This window comes from Pseudoalteromonas sp. Scap06, from assembly GCF_013394165.1.
Lineage (GTDB): Bacteria > Pseudomonadota > Gammaproteobacteria > Enterobacterales > Alteromonadaceae > Pseudoalteromonas.
Genome location: NZ_CP041331.1, coordinates 170,470 through 194,791, shown reverse-complemented (window position 1 = coordinate 194,791; position 24,322 = coordinate 170,470). Strand labels below are relative to the sequence as shown.

Genomic DNA, 24,322 nt, shown 5'->3' with positions numbered 1-24,322 from the left:
TACACAATTCATTTGCCTAGAAAGTTTTTATAGTCTAATTTTTAAGCTTACTACTTCAAATCCTCAGGACATTGGCTTGCTTGTTTAAGCCTAAAATTATGCGACTAACACTCATACATTCTTTGCAAGGAAAAATGCTGCTTTATTTGGCATTTCCCGTAATGCTTATTATTACTGGTATTTTGAGTTACTGGTATTCAACCAGCCTTAATCAGGCTGTTATGCAAGCAAAGCTTAACTTGAGTCAGACCGCCGATACTATTGCTGCAAAAGTAAATGAAGAGACGCAATTGGCAGTACGCACTACCGAAATTATGGCCTTAGCACAGCAAAATGGGTTGTTTGGTGATAGAGAGGCAAGTATTAATTTTGTTCGTGCAGTGCTTAAAATGAATCCTTCATTCGTGGGGGCTTCTTTTGGTTATGAGCCTAATGCCGATAATCAAGATCAAGCCTATGTGAATGCTTCGCCATTAAAAGAGGGCGTTTATGTAGACCAAACCGGTCGTTTTTTACCTTATTGGCATCGTGATTTTAGTGACTCTGAACGCTTGTTACTTGAGCCCTTGGTGGACATGGAATCTAGTCTTTATTATGAGGGAGTACGTCAACAGTTTTTACGTGATGGCAATACCGAAACGATGATCACTGAGCCCTATGTTTACGAGGGAAGAATGCTAGTTGAACAAAGTTCGCCCATTATCATTAATGATAAATTTGTCGGTATGGCAAGCGTAGATAGAGCACTTGCTGACATCACTGAGTTTTTACAAACCATAAAGCAGCAATTAAAAATTGATGTTTTGCTACTCAGTCAACGCGACAACGTGATTGCAACGACATTGAATTACTCAGGATTAAAAACGAAAGCAATTTTAGATACTAATTATGCAAGTATAGCCAAGCAGCTAAAGTCACAGGGACAAGAAAGAGAGGTACTATCTGCTAACGATCCTTTTGATTCTGGGGTTTTCTATTTTGATAAGGCCAAGGTTGCCACTGGTAATTGGACAGTGATAGTGCGCCGCTCTGAATTGGATATTATTGGGCCTATTCAAGCGCAATTTAAACCATTATTGGCAGCCGCTTTTGCAAGTGTATTACTGATTTTTTTACTCTTTTGGTATTTTATTAACAGAACAACTAAGCGTATTAATATTGCGATTAAATCTGTTGAACAGCTAGCTAATGGAGATTTATCCATTCATGCTCAAAAATATATGGCTCAAAAAGATGAGCTTGGCACTATGTTTAGAAGTTTTGAGCGTTTAATTAAAGCCAGTAAAGATATTGATCAGGTTTGCTCAGCTATAGCCAGTGGCGACTTTTCTCAAACTGTATCTAAGCGCGGCCCTCATGACCGTCTAAGTGATTCTATTAATTTAATGTCGAGTAAACGCTATGAGGCAGAACAAGCTTTACTTGAACAAACCATAAAGCTTCGCCGTACTCAACAAGAGCTTGTTGAAGCAGAAAAAATGTCATCACTTGGCAGTTTAGTTAGTGGCGTCGCACATGAAGTGAATACGCCATTAGGTGTTTGTGTAACTGCGACGTCGCATTTGAGACAAATACTAATTGAAACTAAAAACAAAGTTGCTTCTGGCTCCTTGAGTAAAACGCAGTTTAGCGAATTTATTACTGAAGTTGATTTAAGTTGTGACATTTTACTGAAAAATATGCAACGCGCCGCTGGTTTAATCAGCAGCTTTAAACGTGTTGCGGTTGATCAAACCACAGAAGAGCTCCGTAGCTTATATATTAGCCAATATTTTAATGAAGTGCTCAGAAGCCTGTATCACACAGTAAAAACGACAGAGATTGATATTAAGGTTACAGCAACCGAGCTTGAACCAGAGGTCTACTCTGATCCGGGGGCTTTAGCGCAAATTTTTACAAACTTAGTCATGAATTCTATTGTCCACGGCTATGGTAATGGCAATCGAAAAGGGCTAATCACGGTTCATATAGAATACTCAGAATATGTTCAAATTCATTATCAAGATGATGGATGCGGCTTGACTGAAGAAGCTCGAAAAAGAGTGTTTGATCCCTTTTACACCACAAATAGAGCGGGTGGCGGTAGCGGTTTAGGCATGAATATTGTGTATAACCTTGTTGTACACCGCTTGAAAGGGCAAATATTTGTAAAGAAAAAACAAACACCAGGTGTTTATTTTTTCATTCAATTTCCCTTAACGCTATCAACTCAATAATTAGCAGGGTGTGTTTATGGATTGGTTACAAGATGATGACGTTTTAAAGCAGGCTTTGGATATTGAAAACGTTGAACCATGGAAAATTTTAGTGGTGGATGACGATGATTCGGTGCACCAAGTAACTCAACTTGCAATGAAGCGCTTTGAATTTGAGCAACGCCCTATCGAGCTGCACAGTGTTTATAGTGCAGCTCAAGCAAAAGAAAAACTACAAAGCTCAGAACGCTATGCTTTAATTTTGCTCGATGTTGTTATGGAGACAGAGCATGCAGGCTTAGAGCTTGCTCGTTACATACGCCAAGACTTACAAAATGTGTACAGCCGAATTATTTTAAGAACCGGACAGCCAGGGGTTGCGCCAGAGCGCAGTGTTATCCGCGATTATGATATTGATGGCTATAAAGCAAAGAGCCAACTGCAAAGCCATGACCTTGAATTAATTTTTTATACTTCTTTGCGAGCGTATCGCGATATTTGCATGTTACAAACCCACCGCCATAATTTAAAGCGACTAATAAAAGCAATTTCTACTATTACCCAAATTGGTGATTTAGTTGAGTTTACCTCTGTTGTTATGGAAGAGCTTAAGTTAGTGCTGAATATGAGCGAGGCAAATCTCTATATTGATGCGCCTAAAGTATTTGGCATTTGCCAGCTAGATCAAAGACTACAAATGATCGAAGGAGAGCTTTCTGGCATACATTTATTCACGGGCAACGGAATTGACAGTATTCCACAAAAACATCAAGAGTATTTTTTAAGAGCAAAGCAAACTAAGCAGAATTTTATAGCAGATGATCATTATGTTTATTTTCATCACTCCCAAAAAGGGCTCGATTCTATTTTAGCATTCCAATCATTACAACCGGTTAAAAAAGAAGCTCAGCAACTAGTCGATTTATTTTTAGGTAATGTGGTTTTAACATTTGAAAGCCTATTATTAGCCAATTCAGTTGAAGAAACACAACAGCTTGCTATATCGTTAATGGGTGGGGCGATGGAGTCACGCTCTAAAGAGACAGGTTCCCACGTGATCAGGGTAGGTTTATATGCCAAATTGTTAGCTGAGTTACATGATCAAAATAGAGCATATTGCGATAGAATTAGTTTAGCAGCGCAGTTGCACGATGTAGGAAAGGTTGGCGTTCCAGACTTGATTTTAAACAAACCTGCTAAATTAGACCCTGATGAATGGGAAATTATGAAACAGCACACCACCAAAGGCTGGGAAATACTCAAAGGTACGGGAAATCCTGTCATTGATATGGCGGCTAATATTGCGATTGATCATCACGAACGATGGGATGGAGCGGGTTATCCGCACGCTAAAAAACAGAAAGATATAAGTTTAGAGGGCCGAATTACTGCGATTGCAGATGTGTTTGATGCGTTATGTTGTCGTCGTTGTTATAAAGAGCCTTGGAGCATGGATGAAGCAAAAGCTGAGATAATTAAAGGCGCAGGTAATCATTTCGATCCGACGTTGGTTGAATTATTTGAATTGAATTTTAATGCGTTTAAACAAATTTATTTAGACAGGCCTGAGTAACGAGATTGTAGCTCTGATTGCGTTAGCCACAATCAAAGCGAACATAAAATTAGTCGTATTTAGCTTCAAGCTCGTTGGCAGTATGAAACTTTTCGTGAGATTGTAATTGCTCATCGTATTTAACTAGGTTTTTAAAGTGCCCTAGTTGGCCAGCGTTTTTAACGATTTCAACAATAAACGACATCATAAAATCGGCACCAGTGAGAGTATCGCCCACTAAATAACGTTTGCCTTCAAGGCGGCTGTTAAAATAGCTAATTACTTTAGCGGTTTCAGTATCGGCATAGCCCTCTAAAAATTGCGTTTTAGCACCATCTTTCTGGACAAACATTTTTAGCAATAATGGTAAAATTGCAGAGCTTTCTGCAAAGTGAAGCCATTGTTGGTAGTCTACAAATTCTGCAGTACCTGTGACTGGTGCAAACTTACCTTTGCCATATTTAGTTATCAGGTAATCTGTGATAGCACCAGACTCGGCGATCACTAAGCCATCATCTTCTATAACTGGCGATTTACCCAGCGGATGCACACTTTTAAGCTCATCAGGGGCTAAAAAAGTTTCAGTATTGCGCTGATAAGCAACAATTTCGTAATCAACCTCAAGCTCTTCTAATAACCAAATAATACGTTTAGAACGAGACTTGTTTAAGTGGTGTAGTTTAATCATTTTCTTCCTTATTGAGCTGTGTTGAATTACAACATAGCCTGAATGTTATTATAGTGGGCTGTTAATCTTTACTACGGTTTTACCAAAGTTCTTCCCGCTGATCATGTCGTTAAATGCGCTGATGGTTTTTTCAAAACCATCTACAAGATATTCGCGGTACTGAACTTTTCCGTCTTGCAGCCACTTTTGCATGTCTTGTGCAAATTCGTCATAACGATCGCCATAGTCATCAAAAATGATAAAGCCCTGCATTTTAATACGCTTAGTTAACAATTGTCCCATTAGCATACCTAATCTATCAGGACCTTCAGGCAAGCTGGTGGCATTATATTGCGATACCAAACCACAGATAGGCACGCGTGCTGAGGTATTAAGCAAAGGTAATACGGCATCAAACACTTTTCCGCCCACATTTTCATAATAAACATCAATGCCTTGCTCACATGCTTTTTCTAACTGCTCGGCAAAATCTTCGGCTTTATGATCTATACATGCATCAAAACCAAGAGTTTCAACAGCATGAGCGCATTTTTCGCTGCCTCCGGCAACGCCTACTACTTTACAGCCTTTAATTTTAGCTATTTGACCAACCGTTGCGCCTACTGGGCCTGTAGCTGCTGCAACAACAACGGTTTCACCCGCTTTAGGTGCGCCAATATCTAGTAAGCCCATGTAGGCGGTAAAGCCAGGCATACCCATAATACCAAGTGCATAAGACGGATTAGTTGGCTCTTTACCTAATGACATTAAGCCCTCGCCATTTGAGATAGCGTAAGTTTGCCAGCCTGTATATGCTAATACCCATTCGCCTTCGCTAAACTTATCATTTTTAGATGATTCGACTTGGCAAACCGTTGCACCAACCATTACATCGCCAATTTCTACAGGGTCGGCATACGATTTAGCATCGCTCATGCGACCACGCATGTAGGGGTCCAGTGATAAATAAATAGTACGCAGCAATACTTCACCATCTTTTAATGATGGTAACTCTACGTTTTTAAGTTCAAAATTTTCATTAGTAGGAGCACCATATGGACGTGATGCTAAAGTAAATTGACGACTGGTTGTGGACATAAAAACCTCCAAATAAAGTGAAAAACCACCTACTACCGAATGTTTAAGCTTTAAAACTATACATTGCTCAACAATAATGCGCGGATAGGTAGAAAAGATTTGTACCTTGATACACGAGCTTTGGGCGAAAGGTGGTTAATTCAACCGTCGAAAGAATTTAATTAGAACAATTACTCTGTTTTAGCACACTAAATAGATGGCTATCAAAATAGTGACCATTTTTATAAATTGCTTTCTTTAAAATAGCTTCGTTATTAAAGCCATTTTTAAGCAACGCGCTCATTGAGCCAACATTACCTGCAAATACAGCCGCATGAATACGGTTTAAGTTAGTACTTTCAAACACTTCTTTAGTAATTAACTCTATGGCTTGGGTAATAATACCTTGCCCCCAATACTGCTGACTAAGCCAATAACCTATTTCGCCACTGCGGCTATACTCAAATTCACCAGGAATAACACCAATACAACCAACACACAGGCCATCAACTTCAATGGCTTTAATGATGCCAAATTTTGCTCCCTCATTTACCCACCAGTTTGCATCTGCTTGGGTATAAGGAAATGGAATTTTAGAGGACAAATAGCGAGCTACTTGTTGATCGTTCAAAATGGTGACTATTTGGCAGGTATCGTGTTGTTTAAATGCTCGTAAAGTGATCATGCTACAAATGAGTTTGTTATTATCAGGCAATAACTTAGCAAGCTTTAAACGCTTAAACAATGAAAAACAATTCATTAAAATTAAAGTGTATACAGGTATAACTTTGCTTAAAACTCTTTTAAAATGTAAAAAACACCCAGACAGAGTCTCTATGCATCCTCATATCGAAGCCCTTTATAATAGCGCTAAAAAGCCCAGTCGTTTAATTATTGGTTTAATGAGTGGCACCTCTTTAGATGGTTTAGATGTGGCGCTATGTAAAATAACCGGTGCGGGTTTACATACACAAATAGAGGTTAAAAATTTTACTACGGTTGAATACAGCGACGAGTATAAAACTAAAATAAAGCAGGTATTTGCCAAGCGCGAATGCGATTTAGAAGTGCTGACTTTGTTACACCCTTGGGTGGGAAAACTCCATGGTGCTATGGTTAATCAGTGTTTAATTGCATGGGGTATTGACCCTGCGAGTATTGATGCCATAGCAAGCCACGGGCAAACTATTTATCACTGTCCGCAGTCGCAGCATAACCATCATGACTTTAAACATGGCACCTTGCAAATAGGTGATAGTGACCAAATAGCAGTTACTACAAGCATTACCACTGTTGGCGATTTTAGGCAAAAGCACATAGCCGCAGGGGGCGAAGGCGCACCTTTAGCGGTATATGGCGATTATTTATTTTTTGCCAGCCCTGATGAAAACCGCATTTTATTAAACATGGGTGGCATTGCAAACTTAACGTTTTTACCTAAAAACGGTGATACTAGTAGCGTGTTTAGTAGCGACATAGGCCCAGGTAACACCATTATGGATGCCTACGTACAGTCTTATTTTAAAGGGCTGCATTATGATGAGGGCGCAAAGCTTGCCAAAGCAGGCAAGGTGAATGCAAAACTGCTAAAAGCGCTCAGCGATAATGCGTTTTTTAAATTATCACTGCCAAAAACAACAGGGCCTGAGGTGTTTAATTTAGCCTTATTACGCGCAGCCCAAGCCCAAACCGCAACCCAAGATTTAAGCCATGAAGATGTGTTGGCGACATTAAATGCGCTTTCTGCGACTACGATTGCTAGGGCGTTAAATGACTGTGCTGAAGGGGTTCAAAACTGTGTGGTATATGCCAGTGGTGGAGGAATTCATAATCCATTATTGATGGAGCAATTACTAATACACTGCCCAAATATTAAGGCGTTTAAGAATACTGATGATTTAGGTGTTCACCCCGATGCCAAAGAGGCGGTGCTGTTTGCTATTTTGGCAAACGAATGTTTAGCAGGGCAGCGACAAAGTGCAAAAAATAAAAGGGGTGGAATTTTAGATATTACTATGGGTAAAGTGAGCTTTGCTGATTAACTAATTAAAGCTTAATGGAAAAGTTTATAACAAGAGCTAAAAAAGTGAGATTAAAGCTGTTCCCACACTGGCAAGGTACTGACGAACGCGATGAGGCTTTGGCGGCGTAATCGTATTTATTGGTACAGTATATCCATTACCAAATTGGTTAATGTGCATATCAAACTGCAAGCTATTTTTTAACGTACCGTGTTTACCATGCAAAATCATTTGCATTACAAAACCACGACGGTGCGCTATTTCACTTAACCTAAGCGTGACTCGTCCTTGCTCTAAATCAAGTTGGCTGAGCTTTTTTTCTGTGTAGTACTGAGCTTCACGTGCGTTTGGCAACGTTGCGCTAAGTGAAATAATATCACCTTCATGGGCAGCCTCAGGCAAAACGCATTGCAAAGCAATTTGATGCTGGCTATTGGCCTGCTGTGACAGCGTTTCAAATTCCATGCTGTGGCTCAGTGCCGCAGAGATAGGATCTTCAAATGACGGTAGTGCAAAGGTTAATTGCACCATGGATTCACTCATGGGGGCTTATAAAACTATATTGACTAATAATGCAGCTATTATCGCTGATGATTGTTGCATAATTATGACTAAGCTAAAGCGCTTAATACAAATGCTAGTTTTAATTGTAATTTTGAACTAAAGGTATTGTTTTAAATCAGTATTATATTTACGGAATAAATTATAATAGCCGCTCAATAACCACTGCGATAAACGTATATACAATTTAAGAATGGATTAACGTCTTACCTCAGCGATAAAAAACAATACTCTTACTGAATTTTTTGTTAATTGCGCCAGTTTTTTATTGTTAAATAATGGGTGCTTTTTTGTGTTTGTTTCAATTTTGCAACAAAATAGCTTGAAAAAAAACCAAGCTAGCCATAAAGTGCAGTTAAGGGCCCAAATACATAACACACTACCAAAAGGGTTGTGAGAAATTAGATGGCACTAATAAAAAATAATTTATGGAAACTCTTTTGTTTTTTGCTATTAGGCGGTCTAGTCCTATTAAGCGTTTTGTTGGCTTATGAATGGCGAAATATCGAAAAAGAATACCGCACAAGCTCCCAAAATCGTGTGGAGTTTTCTGCGCAAGCACTTAAAAGCACCCTCAGAAATAAAGAGCTTATGCTGGATCTAATTGGCAGAGATATTGTTACTAATAATAGCTCATCTACAAATACATCTCTCATAAAGAACCTTAATAATATTTTGTTAGAAAACCTCGTTTCAACTGGTTTTGGATTATTTAATACGCATGGTCAAATACTCTATTTCAGTTCAAACTTAGATGCTTCTACCATAGTTAACCTTAAAGAAAATGAAAGAACACGTGACAACTTTGCTCGTACTTTAAAGTCTAATAAAATGATATTAGGCAAAACGTACTATAATGAAACACTTCAAGAGTGGATAATTCCGATCCGAAAGTCGCTAAGAAACGAAAACGCAGAAGTTATTGCAGTGATGACGTCTGGAATGGCTATTTCAAATGGTGACAAATATTTAAATATTTTAAGCAGCACTCAAGATGATTATTTATTAATTATTAGAGAGTTAGATGGCTACATTCAATATAGCTCAAACAAAAGCGCTGATATTGCTAGTTATACACGTACACAAGCTAAGCAATTTTTTGGCCTTCTAGATGCTGAGTTAGTAAAACAGCTGGGTAAAACAAAGCAAGCACTTAAATCTTCTGAAGAAGTATTTAGCCTTATTATTGATATTCAAGGCAAACCTTATATCACATCTGCAAAATTTGATAATCGCTATCAGTTATGGACACTTTCAAACAGAGCGATGCAGCCAATAAAAAGTGTATTTTATTGGAAGGTCTGTTGGTATTCTTTCATTTATTTACTGATTTGTACGCTCTTATATTTTGGTTTTAGGTTTATTGCTCGTGCTGAGCAAAAACGGATTGATGAACTGTTTTACCTTTCTCGTAATGATGATTTAACTAAGTTACCTAATCGAAAAGCACTGCGTGATAGCTTTGAAGCAAAAAAAGGGACATCGTTTAGCTTGGCAATTATAAACATTACCAATTTACGCTCGATGAATAATCGCTTTGGTATGGAGTATGGCGATAAGGCAATTAAAGCCTATGCCGCAATGTTGCAAGCGACATTCGCAGCTCCATATTTGGTTTTTAGAAACAGTGGCAATGAGTTTTGCATTATTACGCCGCATTTATCGGATGAGCAAAATAGGCACACTTTTGAACAAATATTAGCATCCTCTATTGAACAATATGAAACCAAAAATACCGAACGTCCTTTAAATATGAGTGTTGGTGTGGCCAACTACCCAGAGCATGGCATAACCAAAAGTAAACTAGTGCGCAGCGCACATTTGGCTAATCAATGGGCGAAAGATACAGGACAGTGGTTGTGCCATTACCATGCAGGTATAAAACAAGCTTATTTACGCCGTTTAAAAGTAGAAGAGCGGTTAAATGTAGCGCTAAGTGAGCAATCATTCTCTATGGCCTATCAGTGCCAAGTAAATGAGCAGGGTAAAATTCATGCTATGGAAGCACTAATTCGTTGGCATGATAGCGAGTTGGGTATGGTTTCACCTGCTGAGTTTATTGCTATTGCGGAGCAAAGTGATTTAATTTTTAAAATCGGTGACTTTGTTTTAGCGCGCTCTATTAGTGAATTTGCAACGATGCAACAACATAGCGATACGCCTCTTGAACTAGCAATTAACATTTCTGTGATGCAATTTCAAAGCAGTGCTTTTATTCCTAAATTATTGCAAAGTATAGAGGCGCACAATGTTGCTCCGCACAGTATCATTTTAGAAATTACAGAGTCACTGTTTATGGATAACCTTGAGCATGTGATTGAAACTATACTGAGCTTAAAATCGCGTGGAATACGTTTCTCGATGGATGATTTTGGTACAGGCTATTCATCACTAAGTTTATTAAGACGCCTGCCCATAGATGAACTTAAAATAGATAAAAGCTTTGTAGATGATATTTTAATAGATCCTAAGTCTATCAGCATGGTGCAAAGTATTATTGCCATTGCCTTCAGCCATAACATAAGTGTTATCGCTGAAGGCGTGGAAGAGCAGGCACAATTTGATATGTTAGTGGATATTGGCTGTAAACGTTTTCAGGGGTATTACTTTTACAAACCTGTGAACGCGACCTCTGTAATTGAATACCTGCAAGCTAACTAGTAGCCGCGCGACTAAGGCGATCATTCACTGCAGCCCACTCACTGCTTATTGGCGGCTTTTCGATATAAATAGTTAATGGGGTCGTCTCATCAATAAGATGCAGTGCTTTATACATATTTTTAGCGTATTCAATAGGGCAACTACTGAGCTTAGTAATACGCTCTGATGGAATGTCGCCCGCTAATAATTGCTGTTGCAATTGAGTAGAATAGATTAAATAGTGACTTTTACTCTGAGAGTTTTCACTCAAAATTTTAGCGAAATCTTCAGTATTAGCCAACATGGCTGGTGCATGAGGCTGATAATGCGCTTTTACATTACCCGGTACCACTTCGTTATGTGAATGTGGCGTGCTGACATGCAGTCCAGTTTTTTGCAAAATATCAGATGCTGAAATTGGTCCTGGGCGTAATATGCGTAACTGCTCTGAGCTGGCATCGACAATGGTCGATTCAATACCTACATTACATTCACCTCCTTGTAATACCGCACTAATTCGACCATTCAAATCGCGCATAACATGAGCTGCGTTGATTGGGCTCAACTGCTTGTATCGATTAGCAGAGGGAGCTGCAAGACCAGTATTTAATTGTTTTAGTACCGCTAAAAACTCAGGATGCGCAGGCACGCGAAGTCCAATGGTGGGCAAGCCGCCTGTTACCGGACTGTTTAAATCATCTTTAGCATTTAAAATTAGGGTGAGTGGGCCGGGCCAAAATGCATCAGCAAGCGTGATGGCCGCCTTATTTACATTTTTTGCCCAGTGGTGCACATGCGACTGATTGGGAATATGCACAATGAGCGGGTGATTTGTTGGACGTCCTTTCGCGGTAAATATTTTCGCTACAGCATCACTATTAGTCGCATCTGCGGCTAAGCCATAAACGGTTTCTGTGGGTAAGGCAACGCATTCGCCGGCTTTTAATAGTGCTACGGCTTGGTTAATACGCTCTTCAGTATTTAATAATTGAGTCGGTTGTATTGATGTCATAATAACTCTTAAGGATTACAAAACTGGCAATATGTTGCATCGGCAACGTGTTTTTCATTCGCTTCAATATGGTTATAGCCGCAGCTATCACACAAAGAGGTTGTTGATTTTACTTGTTGTGTGGGCATGTTACACAGTTCACAGGGTAAGCCTTTAGTGAGTTGTTTGGCAACAAAGTTAGCACACTGGCATTGTGGACATTTTGATGCCAACCGCCTTGCTAAGTCCTCGGCAGCGAGGCGAATAATAGCTTGGCGTTGCCCACTATACATAGCTCTTAAATCAGGCGTGATTATGCCGGCTTTGGGCACTTTTTCTTTAAATAAAGCAACCAAGCCTTCAAAGCTTAGCCCTTTAAAAAGTGTTTGAGTGTCATCAAGTATCCAGTGCTGCTCTTTAAAGCGCTGGCATGCGACCGTGATTGATTCAACATTAGTCTCGCTGTTAATGGTTAAGCTGCTGGGTGAAAATGGCCCGCCTGCATGTCCATAAATAGCGATGTCTGTGTGTTTATCGTAAAAACAAATTACTTCTTCATCCCAGTTCATTAACCCAGGGTATGGGCCACCTCCAAAGCTGCCTTCACTACCAAGCCCACATTGCTCGCCAGTGAGTTCACACGCTTGTTGAGCTTTTATTAGTGCTGCTGTTTGGGCACTGCAATCACGCTGCACTTCATTAGTAAACATCCCAAGCGTATCGGTATCAAATAGACTGGTTGTTACCACATTATAGCCAAGTGGCTTCAATGCGGGAGCGATCAAAGGTGCCTTTTTATGTTTAGTGGCAATGACAGCGTTTAACATTGATCATGCTCGCTCTGTGGAGGGGGCAACTGTAGTGAAGTACCCGTTTTCAAAGCGCTCTAAGGTGTTGTCATCGCCCCAACGAATGAGTGTTAGCCAATGGTTATCAATTAGTTCCTTCACCATCGTATGCTTGTTATAAATTGCTGCGATTGCTGATTGTGGCGCAGCAATATATACATTGAGGCGAATAGGTTCGTGCATCCATTTATCGCCATTGTGTAGCGATTGTATGGCCAAGCCTATGCGCAGGTCGCCGCCATTACCTTCAAATAAGCCTATGTTACCGCCCACCGCATTATGAAGTATTTTATTACCACTGCCGTATTTGTGATTGTCGTTAACCGAGGCATTATATTGGCTATTGATCCAATGGGTGACTATCATAGGCGCAGTCATAATAAGCTCTAATATTGCAAAGTCGTTATCGCTTTCCCAATCATAATCGTGTAAAAAACAGCGCCCCTGTAAGTTAATACTTCGCGTCCATGAGCGCGGCGCGACAATAAAGGCGGCATTATTTGCAAGTCCCCATTCAGGCCGCACCTGCGACCAATCGCGGGCGCGTTGATGATAAGCGTGATTAATTTCATCCGCTGATTTATCAATCAGCTTTGGCTCTATATTAACTAAGCGTTCGCGCTGAGCTGTTTGTGTTGCCACACTGAGCCATTTTTTTAGATTATCATCCAGTTGAGCATCATAGGTGGTGATCACATCTGTGGTTGTATTATGAATGGCTGCAATAAACTGGGTGTTTTCTGACAGTGTGAGTCCCCGAGTTTTAAGCGCTTGACGTACTTGAATATCGTTAAGTAGGCTTGCGAGCACTCGCACATTCACTTCACCACTTTGCCCGCCACAGGCGCCGCAATCTAGGCCAGCACTGTGTAAGTTATTGGTTGTATGGCTAGCATGACCCACTAACATCACCTGTGGTGCCAACGCTTTTATACCTAAAGTAGTAAGCACTTTTTGGGCTAAATCGGTTTTGTCTTTTAGGGTCAGTTGCTGCTGGTTTTGTGTTAATTGCCAGTCAGTTGGGGTGCACTTTTTAGCATCGCCTTTAGATAAAAAGGTATTTTTTATTAGTTTAAATGCGTATAGCCAACCTGATGACTCAACCATAGAAAACGATGAAGGGGCCGATTTTGACCAGCTTTGCCATGTGGCACTATTTTGGCGTGATGCTTCAAGTGTCGCGTCTTTGTGAGTTTGCGTGGCATGTATAGCCGGTTTAAGTAGCCCAGGGAGCTGTGGGCGAGTAATAGCACTGCCATTTTCTTGATATTCCAGAGGTAAACCAAAAAAACCAGCAAAGCCAAAAGTTTCAATATGTTGACTTTGAGACTCTAGCGCACGGCGAATCACTTCCGAGCGAACATCAATACAAAACACCGCTTGTAATTGAGCGTTTTTCACGGGGGCTTTAGTCGCGGTTTGCAGCGCATCATTAAGTGGATATTGAAAACTTAGTTCTAGCGCTTTTGCCCACACCCATAATGGTTTTTGTGCTAGTTTATGTGCATGTAAGCGCTCAACGACAAGCGCTTTTTCTTGTTGCCACTGACTTTGTAGTTGTTTAAATGTAGCACTATCGTGATTGGCTAGGTACTGCCAAATCACTAAGTCCCATGCCATGCGCATGGCCAGAAGTTGCTTCATCTCATTTGTTGGCGTGTCGTAAAGCTGACCTTGAAATCGCAGATACGCAAGCCAAGATGCCCAACCGTTAATATCTAAAAGCAATGAGTGAGCGTATAACTCTAACGAATCATTATCTATGTTAAGCGTTTTAAGGGTCAGTGCAATCAGTTCATCTGCGGATGTGGGTAATCGCTTAAAATAGCCATTTAAATGCCGTTCATCCATAACAATGCTAATGCCTTTATCCGCTTGAATAACAGTTAGCCAATGGCGATATAATTCAGATGGGGCTTGAGTATCATTACGATGCAGCATGGGACCGAGTTGTTGATAATGCGCAGCACAAAACTGACTTAACTGATGAGTAATTTCATCATGCCAAGCCATTTTATGCTTATTACGTTGCTGGTCGAGTAAATCAGCAATGTTGTGCCAGTCTACTAATGGCACATCAATCTTAAGCGCTTGTAATAGTTGCTCTTTATTAAAGTCACTATTAAGTAGCGTTGCGGCATCGGCTAAGTGTTTGTCGGTAATCATGCTGGTGTTATATTTTTGCAGATAAAAATCTTTAGGCATTAGCATGTTGGCATTACATAAGGTATCCAGTCGTGCGCTTACATCTTCAATTGGCATATGGCGCATTTCCCAAAATGGGTTAACTGCAATCATCTGATCTAACGGCCAGTTTGGTGCTATGTAACCGCATACTTTATCAAGTAGGCTCTTTTGACTGTCGCTTAGCGAGAGTGCTCTATTATCTGAAGGCGTTAGAGTGCTCATTTTGATTCCTCAATAGTGATCCCAACGGCATGATTTTTTAAATCAGTGTGGCCATTATTAGGCAAATTTATCGGCCATATTTTTAGTGTTAATCGTGTAAACCACTCATCTAAATACAAGCCTGCAAATAATAAAGTAGACAGTGATTTAACCTGAGGGCGCCAAGATTGATAGCGCAAACAGTAGCTTGCTATCATTAGGGTTAAAATAAGGGCTATTACCCAACTGTCGGCCAGGCTAAATGCAGGTTCGCGCCACTGCTCAAGGGGAAGTGCAAACGCAAAGATATTTTTAGCCGCTACATAGCTAAAGACCACTAATAGTGCAATTAACAGTTTTTTACTGCGTGTTTTAGCCGTAGCTGTACCATGCTGATTTGCAAGCAAAATGGTTAACGCTGATGCTAAAAGCAACCAAATACTTACCGCTCCCTGATAAGAGCTGATAAACCATGCTGCACCAACGATTATTATTGAAATAAGCGCACCGGCTAACCAGTCAAAGCATACTGGTGATTGTTTTGGCATATGGCGACGGATCAGATCTTCATTTACGCCGTTACCTGAGTTTAAAAATGCGAAAGCTTTATAAGTTGAGTGGGTAACAAGGTGAAGTAAAGCCAGCTCAAATAACCCCAGCGCACACTCTACCAGCATTAACCCCATTTGCGCACTGGTAGACCAGGCAAGCCGAACTTTAACGCTTATTCGAGTGGTCATTATTAATGCGCTGATCACCGTAGTTAAACCTGCAACAATTAAAATTAACCATTGGGCTGCGCTAGCTTGAATAAACAAAGGAGCAAATAAAATTAATAAAAAGCCACCTAAATTAATGACTCCCGCATGTAATAACGCGCTCACCGGTGTCGGTACTTCAACCACTTTAATTAGCCAACCGTGTATTGGAAGTTGAGCACATTTTATTAAGGCTGCACAGGCAATTAAAAAAGCGGCAACTTGCTCTGCAAAAGACAGTGGTTGTGTGGTGGTGTGATAAAAGGCGGTTATATCACTTATGTACAGGCTATTGTGAGTGAACCACAAAATACCAAATGCAATTAGTAATAAGGATTCGGCAACACGTGCCACAATAAATTTTTTATGGGCGGCAAGCACCGCTCGTGGGCGCTCAGGGTAAAACATTAAAAGTTTATGCAGTGCTAAACTTATCGCCACCCAACCTAGCCAAAATAGCGCTAAGTGGTTGCTCATAACCACAACTAATACGGCTGTGATGGTTAGTAATAGCCATCGCCAAAAGTAGTTTACGCGTGGCTCACCTTGCATATAGTGCCTACAAAAGCGAATCAATATCAGCGTGATAAATAATATAAGCCCCAGCATAATAATTCGGGTCATGGTCAGCGATAAGAAACTGAGTAAATCAAAAGCATAAATTTGATGAAGCGTAATAGCTGTTATAAATGCAAGGCTATTAAACATCATTACTTTAAACAGTACATGACCATTTGAAGCGCGCGATCGTTGGCCAATTAACCAGGCTGCTATAAATGTGCTTAAAGGCATTATTAGCATTAACAACGAAATAATATACTCACTCATTAAGTGCTCCTTATTTAGTGAGCAAAGTATGGCAAACTAGATAACTAAATAAAAATAGATATAATGTATGTAAACGTTCTATAAAAGAGAACAATAATGAGCCGTTTAAATTATCATCATTTATATTATTTTTGGTCGGTTGCTCGCATTGGTAACTTAACCCAAGCGGCGAAAGAGCTGCATTTGTCGCAGTCAGCGCTCTCTACGCAAATAAAACAATTAGAACACACCATTAATATTGAGTTATTTGAACGTAAAGGCCGCACACTCGCATTAACCGATATGGGAAAGCGGGTGCAAATGTACGCCAACGATATATTCACCAAAGGGGAAGAACTGTCTTCTTTTATTCATAAAGGGGTGATTTCGCAAACCCAGCATTTATCAATCGGAGTGCTCAATACGCTCTCTCGTAACTTTATCGAAGAGTTTATTAATCCCTTAATGAGCAATGACGAAGTACGCTTTTCGCTGACTGCAGGGCGTATGGATGGGCTGTTAAATGGCTTGGCAGAACACGAACTGGATTTAGTTTTAACTAATAAACCCATCGGGCTTGAGCACTACGATCAGCTTTGGCAAAGTCAGTTGGTATCTCGTCAGCCATTAGCTATAGTGGGTCCAGCTGATAAAAAAATACGTGGCCAATTTCCAACAGGTTACACGGATGCACAGTGGGTGTTACCCGCTAAAACTTCTGCTATTAGAGACTCATTTAATGCTTTGTGTGCTCGTTGGCAGTATCAGCCAAAAATAAAAGCAGAGGCTGATGATATGGCTATGCTGCGATTACTTGCCCGTGATAGTGGTGCGTTATCGGTATTGCCATCAGTTGTAGTAAAGGATGAAATAGAACAAGGCCTACTAGTTGAATATCAGCGTTTACCCGATGCGTTTGAGCACTTCTATGCCATTACCGCGCAGCGCAAGTTTGTACCAGACATATTAAAGTCGCTGCTTGCCAAAACCTGCTAATTACTTTTAAAGTATGTTTTTTGCGTAAATACTTTATTTTTAAATAATAAAAAAATAATTAAAGCTTTTAATTCGTTGGCCGATACCGTATTTATATTGTACTGCAGATTAAGGATAATCATGGTTAATAAACTACAAGGCAATTATGCTAACTTAAATGCGTTGCTTGCCCAATCGGTCAATAATTCAAACCAAACCAGTATGCCCACAGGTTTGCAATCGCGTGCTCACTTAGCGCCAAGTTCGGCAACAATCACTGATGAAATGCTTAGTCAGTTTAGTGACCAACAAGTCGATGAAATACTTAATCAGCAATTATCCTCGTTACTCACGATTTCCAGCGCACCCAGTGGCTCAAATTATAAGCTCTCTAGTGAAGAGGTTGCACTACGTACGGTAATAAGCTCTCAGCAAGAGGGCTTATTAAAAAACGAACGTAGCGATCAGTTAATTGAGCGCTTAAATTCTTCGGTAAAAAATATCCAAGGTGCTTATGCCAACACTAGCGATATTTTATCAAACTTGGGGCAACTGGGATTTAATCAAAAAACATTTTTAGCATCTAGCCAACAGCGTGTTGAGCGCTCACTTAATCCTTTCATGGAAAGCTTTAATCGCGAGCGATTTGAAGACGATGATAACTATGGGTTTGAGCTTTCGGTAAAAACCAAAGAAGGTGATGTTATCAATATCGCCTTTCATTCTGCGCAAGGTTATGATGAGGAAACAGGCGAAACCACTGACGAATTTAGCATAAGTTATGAAGTAGATGGCGACTTATCTGAGACTGAACACCAAGCATTAACGCAAGTACTTTCTGGTGTTGGTGAAATGGCGGATGAATTTTTTAAGGCTAAACAAAGCGCTTACAGCCGTTACGTACCCGCAAACCAAGCTGATTTAGATTTAAGCTTTCTAAGCAATTTTGATAACAAAGAACTTTCGGGTTTTGATTTGTACTTTTCAACGTCAGAGGGAAATACTGGTGATGCTGATGGAGCGCTCCTTGGAATAGATAATGAGCTTAATTTAAGTTATACCCTTGATGAGGATTCTGAGCAGCAAATACTGGAGTTTGAATCGGTAAACGGACAAAACAATATTGATTTTTCGCTTGATATGTCAACCATTGGCGCTCAAGACAAAAGCCAAATGCAACAATACATAAAAGCGCTCGATAAAAGCTTAGAAGATAGCCAGCTCAATAGCTCTGAGAAAAGTACACGTTCGGCGTTTGGCCAAAAAAGTGATGAAGTAATGAAACAAGGGTTGGCTGTATTTAAAAGTGCGTTTAGTAGTATGTCATCAGCCGCTGAGCGCTACAGTGAAATTGAGTCGGTTGCTACAAAGCAGTTTACTAATGGACGCGAGCTTGTCGCTAATTTAGTTGACAACATGATCACCAAAGATCCACGCTACCAAGGACTAGGAAGTAGTAATAAAAATTCCTTAGGCGATGGTATTTCTAAGTTAGCTGATTTTGATGCAAAATTCTCTTTTGCAATGGATCAGGGGGATTACATAGCAACAAGCACCACAAAGCTGAGTCAAAATACAGAACACAAAAAATCAGCAGGGTTAACTGGGGTTACTCAAGATAAAACGGCGAGCACGCGTTTTAATTATGAAGAAGGTAACCGCTCTGACATCCCTCCTGATTATTATGATAAACAAGAAAATTACACTATTGGTACCGCTGTAAAAAATAACGAATTGGTTGCCCTTGATCAGGCTCATGAGGTGGATGTAGATAAAAAAGTTTATCAGTTTAATCCCGAAATATCTCAATACAAGCTAAAAAAAGAATTGAAAGAAACCACCACCAGTGAGAGTAATATTCGTCTTATTAATGATATTTGGCTCGAGAAAAATGAAGATAGTCATAGTATGGATGAAAGAAAACGACTCAGTGGTGTGGGGGCGTCGAACGAGTTTAAAACAACGTCGAGTTATTCACATACGCAATTAGTAACGTTAATCGGTGACTTAGATAAATTAGAACAAAACAAAGAAGCCAAACGTGAGTACTTAGCCGTTTTATCACAAGTGGATGATTTTATGGATAAAAGCAAGTAACTTTTATTTACTTAAGCTCGATTGTGGGTATAGTAACTAAAACACTATTTAAGTATAAGATATGTTTAAACAATTAATTTTACTTTTAATGTTGAGTTTACCACTGGCAGTGAATGCAACGCTCAAACCACACTCGGACGCTATGACTGCTAAGCGTTTATTAAGCGAGCACGATAAATTTGCTAAGCAATACCAAACATTTTCGCCCACACCGCAAGACGTTGTATTGATGCAAAAATTAGCAGGTAAAGAGGTGCTAGTGCTTTTAGGTACGTGGTGTCATGACAGTGCCCGTGAAGTCCCCCGATTAATAAAGTTACTCGATGAGTCTAAGGTTAAACTTTCGAAAATAACCTTTGTTACAGTCGGTTATGACAAACGTGATGAGGCAGGTATTGCCCTGGCGCATGACTTACAATATACCCCCACTTTTATTATTAAGCATAACGGGGTTGAAGTTAACCGCGTAGTAGAAAAACCCAGCGGCACTCTCGCCCAAGATTTAACCTTGGGCTTATAACGAGAGTCAGCTAGCCAGTATTATGTTTGAGGTTATGTTATTACACTGGCCAATCAGCGGCGTCTAAGTCATCTAATTGTGTATCGCAGTGCTCATTTCCTTGCCACTTAGCAATGTATTCACCGTGCGGATCATATTGCTGGGTTTGTTTTTGCAAATTAAAGTGACGTCCGCCGCGCGGATCGACCCCAACTCCAGCAATATATTGCCAATTACCCCAATTCGACGCCACATCGTAATCGATTAACTGTTGCTCAAAGTAAGCCGCACCATAGCGCCAGTCTAGTTGTAGTTCGTTTACTAAACAACTAGCAACGATTTGTCTTGAGCGATTGCTAATAAAGCCTGTTGCATTTAGCTCTTTCATAATGGCATTAACTAACGGGTAAGGTGTACTGCCTTGGCACCATTTAGCAAAACGATTCGGGCTAAACGTGGTAAGTGGCGAGCTTTGTTTCTTACCTTTAAAGGTAAATAACTGATGCTTAACATTAATTGCATGCCACTTGAAATACTCACGCCAGAGCAATTCAAACTTGATCCAGTAAGTTGACTCGTTCGCTCCATACTGCGCTTCATAAGCATCTACTGCACAAAAAATTTGCTTGGCACTAATACAGCCAAAAGCCAGCCAGCTACTAAATTTTGTAGAGTTATCAAAGCCATCCAGCTCATTACGAGTGATTTTATAGCTACTCGGTAGTGGGGATGAAAAATAGTTGAGGCAGTGCTCAAGCGCAGCCTGATGCCCACCAAGTAATTGTGTATTCCCTGTTGCTGGCTTTTCTATCGGTTGTTTTGCGCAAAGTATAATAGGTGGAGGCAATCTTGCTGCTGAAAATGTATGTGTGGTTAAACTAATTTCTGCCGCTTCGATCTTTTTTCTAAAAGGTGTAAAGCCGGTTGGTAAATTAGCTAGTTCAAAGGGCAGTTGCTGTTGTTGATATAAAGTATCTTGCATCACAGATTTAAATACCACAGTCGTGCATTTTGACTTAAGAGCACTAATTTGGCGCTGTTCATATACACCTATTTGCTGGCTATATACAACTTCGTCAATGCTAAGCTCATTAATACGCTGTGTTAATACCTTTACCGGATCGCCTTCTAAAATATGTAAAGTTTGGCCAAGCTCTAAAACAAACTCCTGAAGCTGATAAAGGCTTTGCATTAAAAAGCGTTGTTTGTGGACACCATAGGGTTTTTGTTGATAGTTATTGCTTTTAAACCAAGCAGGGTTAATCACAAAGACCAGGTCCAACTTACATTGTTGTTGTGATAAATCATTGAGTATGGGGTTGTCGTCAATGCGCAAATCATTTTGCAGCCAATACAGAATACGTTTTTTCATACTTATGCTCTGGTTTTTAAAATCATTTATTTTACGAAGCAAAAGCGAGCAGGGATTAGTTTTGAGGTGTTTAATAGAGCTTTAAAAAGAGGCGATAACAATACCGCCTCTTACTCGTTTCCGTTGTATCTTAGATAGCTAATTTTTGCTGTGCTATCCAGTCGTTAATTACATCTTCAAGTACCGCCATAGGAAGTGAACCTTGACCAATAACGGTGTCGTGAAAGCTGCGTATATCAAATTGTGCGCCTAGTTCTTTTTCGGCTTTTGCACGCAGTTCGCGTATTTTAATTTCGCCCATTTTGTATGAAAGCGCTTGGCCTGGCCATGAAATATAGCGGTCTATTTGATCTTCCACGGCGCTTTGTGGCAAGGCGGTATGATCAGCCAAATAATCAATCGCCTTTTGGCGGCTCCAGCCAAAGGCATGAATGCCGGTATCAACCACTAAGCGCACTGCGCGCCACATTTCGTAGCCTAAACGACCAAAGTCACTGTATGGACTTTGGTAAAAGCCCGCTTCTTTACCTAAACGCTCTGTATAAAGTGCCCAGCCCTCGCCAAATGCTGAGTGACTCAGTGTGCGTCTAAATTCAGGAACGTCTAACTCCATTGCAATGGCGTTTTGTAAATGATGCCCAGGAATAGCTTCGTGCAGGCTAAGTGCTTCTAAATTATATAAAGGCTGCAATTTAGGTGTTGAGGCTAAAAAGTAAGTGCCAGGTGAGCGGTTATCTGGCGGTGGCATATAAAACGCACCACGACTCGCTGAGCCTTTTATAGTAAAGGTGTTACGCGGTAAATGGCCAAAGTAAGTGGGGAGTTTGCCATACATTTTTTGCGTTATAAAAGCGGTTTTTTCTAATAAATCTTGGGCGTCTTTTGCGTAAAATTGCTCATCGGTTGCTAAAAATTTTAAAAAGTCGCTGTAGCTGCCTTCAAAACCAACGTTATCAATAATGGCTTGCATTTGTGCTTTAATGCGCGCCACTTCTTTTAGACCAAGTTCATGAATTTGTTTAGGTGTAGCGTTAGTGGTGGTGTAGTAATTAACCGTGTACTTGTAATAATCAAGGCCACCTTTAATACTTGCAATACCCGGCTGCGATCTACAGTGCGGCATATATTCGTTTTCAAAAAAGTCGTAAAAGTGCTCGTAAGCAGGCACAACTTTTGAGGCAATTATTGTTTTAGCTTTATTTTGGTAAGTTTCTTTTTGCGCTGCGTTAAATGTATTAGGGATGCGGGTAAATGGCTCATATAAGGCGCTATTCTCAGGTTGTTTAACTATATGAGCGTTAATGCTTTGGCCATAATTTTTAAACGTTTCGCAGTAATGTGTAAAACCGGTTTGAATGCCTTGTTTCATTAAATTAATGTTTTGCTGATTAAAACGAGGGTAGTCACTAAGGCTAACTAAAAATGCATCGTAATCCTCGGCAGTTAAAAAGGCCATGTTAGCTGGCGCTTCTGCAAAGTAAGTATGCCAGCCACTTAAAAAATTAACCGGAAAATACTTATCTTGATAAAGGTAGCTTTGCTGCTCTGTTTCTCGCTCATATTTAAATAAGCGGTAGTTCATTAGCTGCTCGCTATTGAGTGTTTTTGGGTCAATGCTGGCTAAGCTTTTTAATACGCTGTTGTTATAAGCTTGGCGCTTAGCAATGGCTTGCTCACTCCAATTTGGCAATGTGCCGTTTGGTTTCCAACCGTCTGGATCGGTTCTAAAAAATATTTTTTCTGCTTTGGCGTTTTGCCAATGGTTATCAATAATGGTTGTTAAGTCGCTGTTACTGTCGGCTAAGCTTGGCAGCGAGGTGGCTGCTAAGGCAATAGCTAAGATTGTTTTTTTTAGCATGTTGAATTTCACTTTTTAAAATTTTAATTATTACTTATGCGCGCTGATCTTATGATAATAACAAGTTCACTCAATTAATGCGTTGGTTTTTAACAACAGCCTAGCTTATTGTTTTACTGGTGTTTAAAATGAAAAAAGCAAAACATACTTTAGTAGCCATGTTTAATATCGCAATTTCGCTAATCGAACAGGTGAATAGCCAACACCCATATATTTATTGAGCATTTCATGCTTAGCCTTGCAGGTTCAAAACCTGATTATGATGAAGAAAAATGGATTGGGATTATTCGCCACACGTGACAAAAAATGTCAGATAATACACATGAGTTTGTATTGGCAGGTCATACTACATTGCTACCACCATTAATTGGCCTGATACACAAAGCATTAGAATAACTATTTAACTTTACGTATTAAAATAAAAAGGATTTTGAAAATGTTGTGCCCTCGCACGAATACACCATTGGAGTCTATATTAGTTGACGGTATCACTGTTTATACATCGTCGTTAGGAGGCGTTTTTTTCGATAACAGCCAAATTTTTAAATTTAGCTCGCCAGAGTTAAAACATGGTCAGGTTTTACTTAAGTATTTAAGTATTTAAGTAATTATGCCGAAGGTGAGAGTGAAGTCGCAATGCGAGTGAATTGCCCTAAATGCCCAAGCATAGTGATGATGCGCAGGTATTTTTCACCGCTAAAAGCAGTTGAAATAGATGAATGCCCAAGCTGTGCGGGAATATGGCTTGATAGTGGCGAATTAAGCAAAATACATGAAAACCATTTAACACCCAAAGAACGAAAACTGCTAGCCCACGAAATGGCCACCAATCATGGGTTTATAACTATTAAAACGCCAAAATCGAAATATTATCCTAAAGCGCCTAAAAACCTTCAAGGCACCACAGTTGAACGGCTGGTGCAATTGGCAGTACTCAACTTTGAGTAATAAATTAGTCTCGTTCGCTACGTTAATTTTTAATTCGCAAGTGTTGCCAATTAAAGTATGACTTGCAA

General features: G+C 40.0%; 17 protein-coding genes and 1 pseudogene. 8 read left to right on the top strand and 10 right to left on the bottom strand.

Features of this window, described 5'->3' with window-relative positions; genetic code table 11:
• Positions 1-98: 98 nt before the first annotated feature.
• Together FLM47_RS16380 and FLM47_RS16375 are read left to right on the top strand one after the other, a co-directional pair.
• Positions 99-2,216 (top strand): ATP-binding protein, encoded by a 2,118-nt coding sequence (locus FLM47_RS16380; protein ID WP_256729746.1) that lies wholly within the window; start codon positions 99-101, stop codon positions 2,214-2,216.
• 16 nt (positions 2,217-2,232) lie between these two features.
• Positions 2,233-3,768 carry an HD domain-containing phosphohydrolase gene (locus FLM47_RS16375; RefSeq protein WP_178956976.1) on the top strand — a complete coding sequence of 512 codons (1,536 nt, stop codon included), beginning with the start codon at positions 2,233-2,235 and terminating at the stop codon, positions 3,766-3,768.
• A gap of 49 nt (positions 3,769-3,817) precedes the next feature.
• On the opposite strand, the gene FLM47_RS16370 is transcribed toward FLM47_RS16375, so the two are convergent.
• From FLM47_RS16370 to FLM47_RS16360, 3 genes are all read right to left on the bottom strand, one after another.
• Positions 3,818-4,435, bottom strand: coding sequence for a glutathione S-transferase family protein (locus FLM47_RS16370; RefSeq protein ID WP_178956975.1), 618 nt, complete (start codon positions 4,433-4,435; stop codon positions 3,818-3,820).
• 48 nt (positions 4,436-4,483) lie between these two features.
• Positions 4,484-5,512: an NADP-dependent oxidoreductase gene (locus FLM47_RS16365; protein WP_178956974.1), complete on the bottom strand. Its 1,029-nt coding sequence runs from the start codon at positions 5,510-5,512 to the stop codon at positions 4,484-4,486.
• Positions 5,513-5,669: 157 nt separating this feature from the next.
• Positions 5,670-6,176 carry a GNAT family N-acetyltransferase gene (locus FLM47_RS16360; RefSeq protein WP_178957430.1) on the bottom strand — a complete coding sequence of 169 codons (507 nt, stop codon included), beginning with the start codon at positions 6,174-6,176 and terminating at the stop codon, positions 5,670-5,672.
• A 151-nt stretch (positions 6,177-6,327) separates the two neighbouring features.
• Between FLM47_RS16360 and FLM47_RS16355 the strand changes: the two genes are divergently transcribed.
• Entirely contained in the window at positions 6,328-7,533 is a 1,206-nt protein-coding gene (locus FLM47_RS16355; RefSeq protein WP_178956973.1) for an anhydro-N-acetylmuramic acid kinase, read from the top strand.
• 36 nt (positions 7,534-7,569) lie between these two features.
• On the opposite strand, the gene FLM47_RS16350 is transcribed toward FLM47_RS16355, so the two are convergent.
• Positions 7,570-8,055 carry a hypothetical protein gene (locus FLM47_RS16350; protein ID WP_178956972.1) on the bottom strand — a complete coding sequence of 162 codons (486 nt, stop codon included), beginning with the start codon at positions 8,053-8,055 and terminating at the stop codon, positions 7,570-7,572.
• Positions 8,056-8,478: 423 nt separating this feature from the next.
• Here FLM47_RS16350 and FLM47_RS16345 point away from each other — a divergent pair, with 423 nt between their 5' ends.
• Positions 8,479-10,734 carry an EAL domain-containing protein gene (locus FLM47_RS16345; RefSeq protein WP_178956971.1) on the top strand — a complete coding sequence of 752 codons (2,256 nt, stop codon included), beginning with the start codon at positions 8,479-8,481 and terminating at the stop codon, positions 10,732-10,734.
• Here FLM47_RS16345 and FLM47_RS16340 read toward each other — a convergent pair.
• The 4 genes from FLM47_RS16340 to FLM47_RS16325 are packed head-to-tail and all read right to left on the bottom strand — an operon-like array spanning position 10,727 to position 16,526.
• On the bottom strand, positions 10,727-11,725 hold the full coding sequence (locus FLM47_RS16340) for an L-threonylcarbamoyladenylate synthase (RefSeq protein ID WP_178956970.1): 999 nt from the start codon (positions 11,723-11,725) through the stop codon (positions 10,727-10,729). The two genes, FLM47_RS16345 and FLM47_RS16340, sit on opposite strands and share 8 nt — an antisense overlap.
• Positions 11,726-11,733: 8 nt before the next feature.
• On the bottom strand, positions 11,734-12,531 hold the full coding sequence (locus tag FLM47_RS16335; protein WP_178956969.1) for a DUF6671 family protein: 798 nt from the start codon (positions 12,529-12,531) through the stop codon (positions 11,734-11,736).
• 3 nt (positions 12,532-12,534) lie between these two features.
• The gene (locus FLM47_RS16330) at positions 12,535-14,961 is read right to left on the bottom strand and encodes a YbcC family protein (protein WP_178956968.1); all 2,427 of its coding nucleotides are present in this window, start codon (positions 14,959-14,961) and stop codon (positions 12,535-12,537) included.
• Entirely contained in the window at positions 14,958-16,526 is a 1,569-nt protein-coding gene (locus FLM47_RS16325) for an NADH-quinone oxidoreductase subunit L (protein ID WP_178956967.1), read from the bottom strand. The genes FLM47_RS16330 and FLM47_RS16325 overlap by 4 nt, the downstream gene beginning before the upstream one ends.
• A gap of 96 nt (positions 16,527-16,622) precedes the next feature.
• Here FLM47_RS16325 and FLM47_RS16320 point away from each other — a divergent pair, with 96 nt between their 5' ends.
• The 3 genes from FLM47_RS16320 (at position 16,623) to FLM47_RS16310 (ending at position 20,097) form a co-directional block, all read left to right on the top strand.
• Complete coding sequence (locus FLM47_RS16320) at positions 16,623-17,501, top strand: LysR family transcriptional regulator (protein WP_138621673.1); 879 nt, start codon at positions 16,623-16,625, stop codon at positions 17,499-17,501.
• Between the two features lie 120 nt (positions 17,502-17,621).
• Entirely contained in the window at positions 17,622-19,577 is a 1,956-nt protein-coding gene (locus tag FLM47_RS16315; protein ID WP_178956966.1) for a hypothetical protein, read from the top strand.
• Positions 19,578-19,638: 61 nt separating this feature from the next.
• Positions 19,639-20,097 (top strand): thioredoxin family protein, encoded by a 459-nt coding sequence (locus FLM47_RS16310; RefSeq protein WP_138605787.1) that lies wholly within the window; start codon positions 19,639-19,641, stop codon positions 20,095-20,097.
• A 40-nt stretch (positions 20,098-20,137) separates the two neighbouring features.
• Here FLM47_RS16310 and FLM47_RS16305 read toward each other — a convergent pair whose 3' ends face one another.
• Together FLM47_RS16305 and FLM47_RS16300 are read right to left on the bottom strand one after the other, a co-directional pair.
• Complete coding sequence (locus FLM47_RS16305; protein ID WP_178956965.1) at positions 20,138-21,448, bottom strand: DASH family cryptochrome; 1,311 nt, start codon at positions 21,446-21,448, stop codon at positions 20,138-20,140.
• 130 nt (positions 21,449-21,578) lie between these two features.
• Complete coding sequence (locus FLM47_RS16300; protein ID WP_178956964.1) at positions 21,579-23,306, bottom strand: DUF885 family protein; 1,728 nt, start codon at positions 23,304-23,306, stop codon at positions 21,579-21,581.
• A 436-nt stretch (positions 23,307-23,742) separates the two neighbouring features.
• On the opposite strand from FLM47_RS16300, the pseudogene FLM47_RS16295 reads away from it, so the two are divergent.
• Positions 23,743-24,254: pseudogene (locus FLM47_RS16295) on the top strand (zf-TFIIB domain-containing protein).
• Positions 24,255-24,322: the final 68 nt, after the last annotated feature.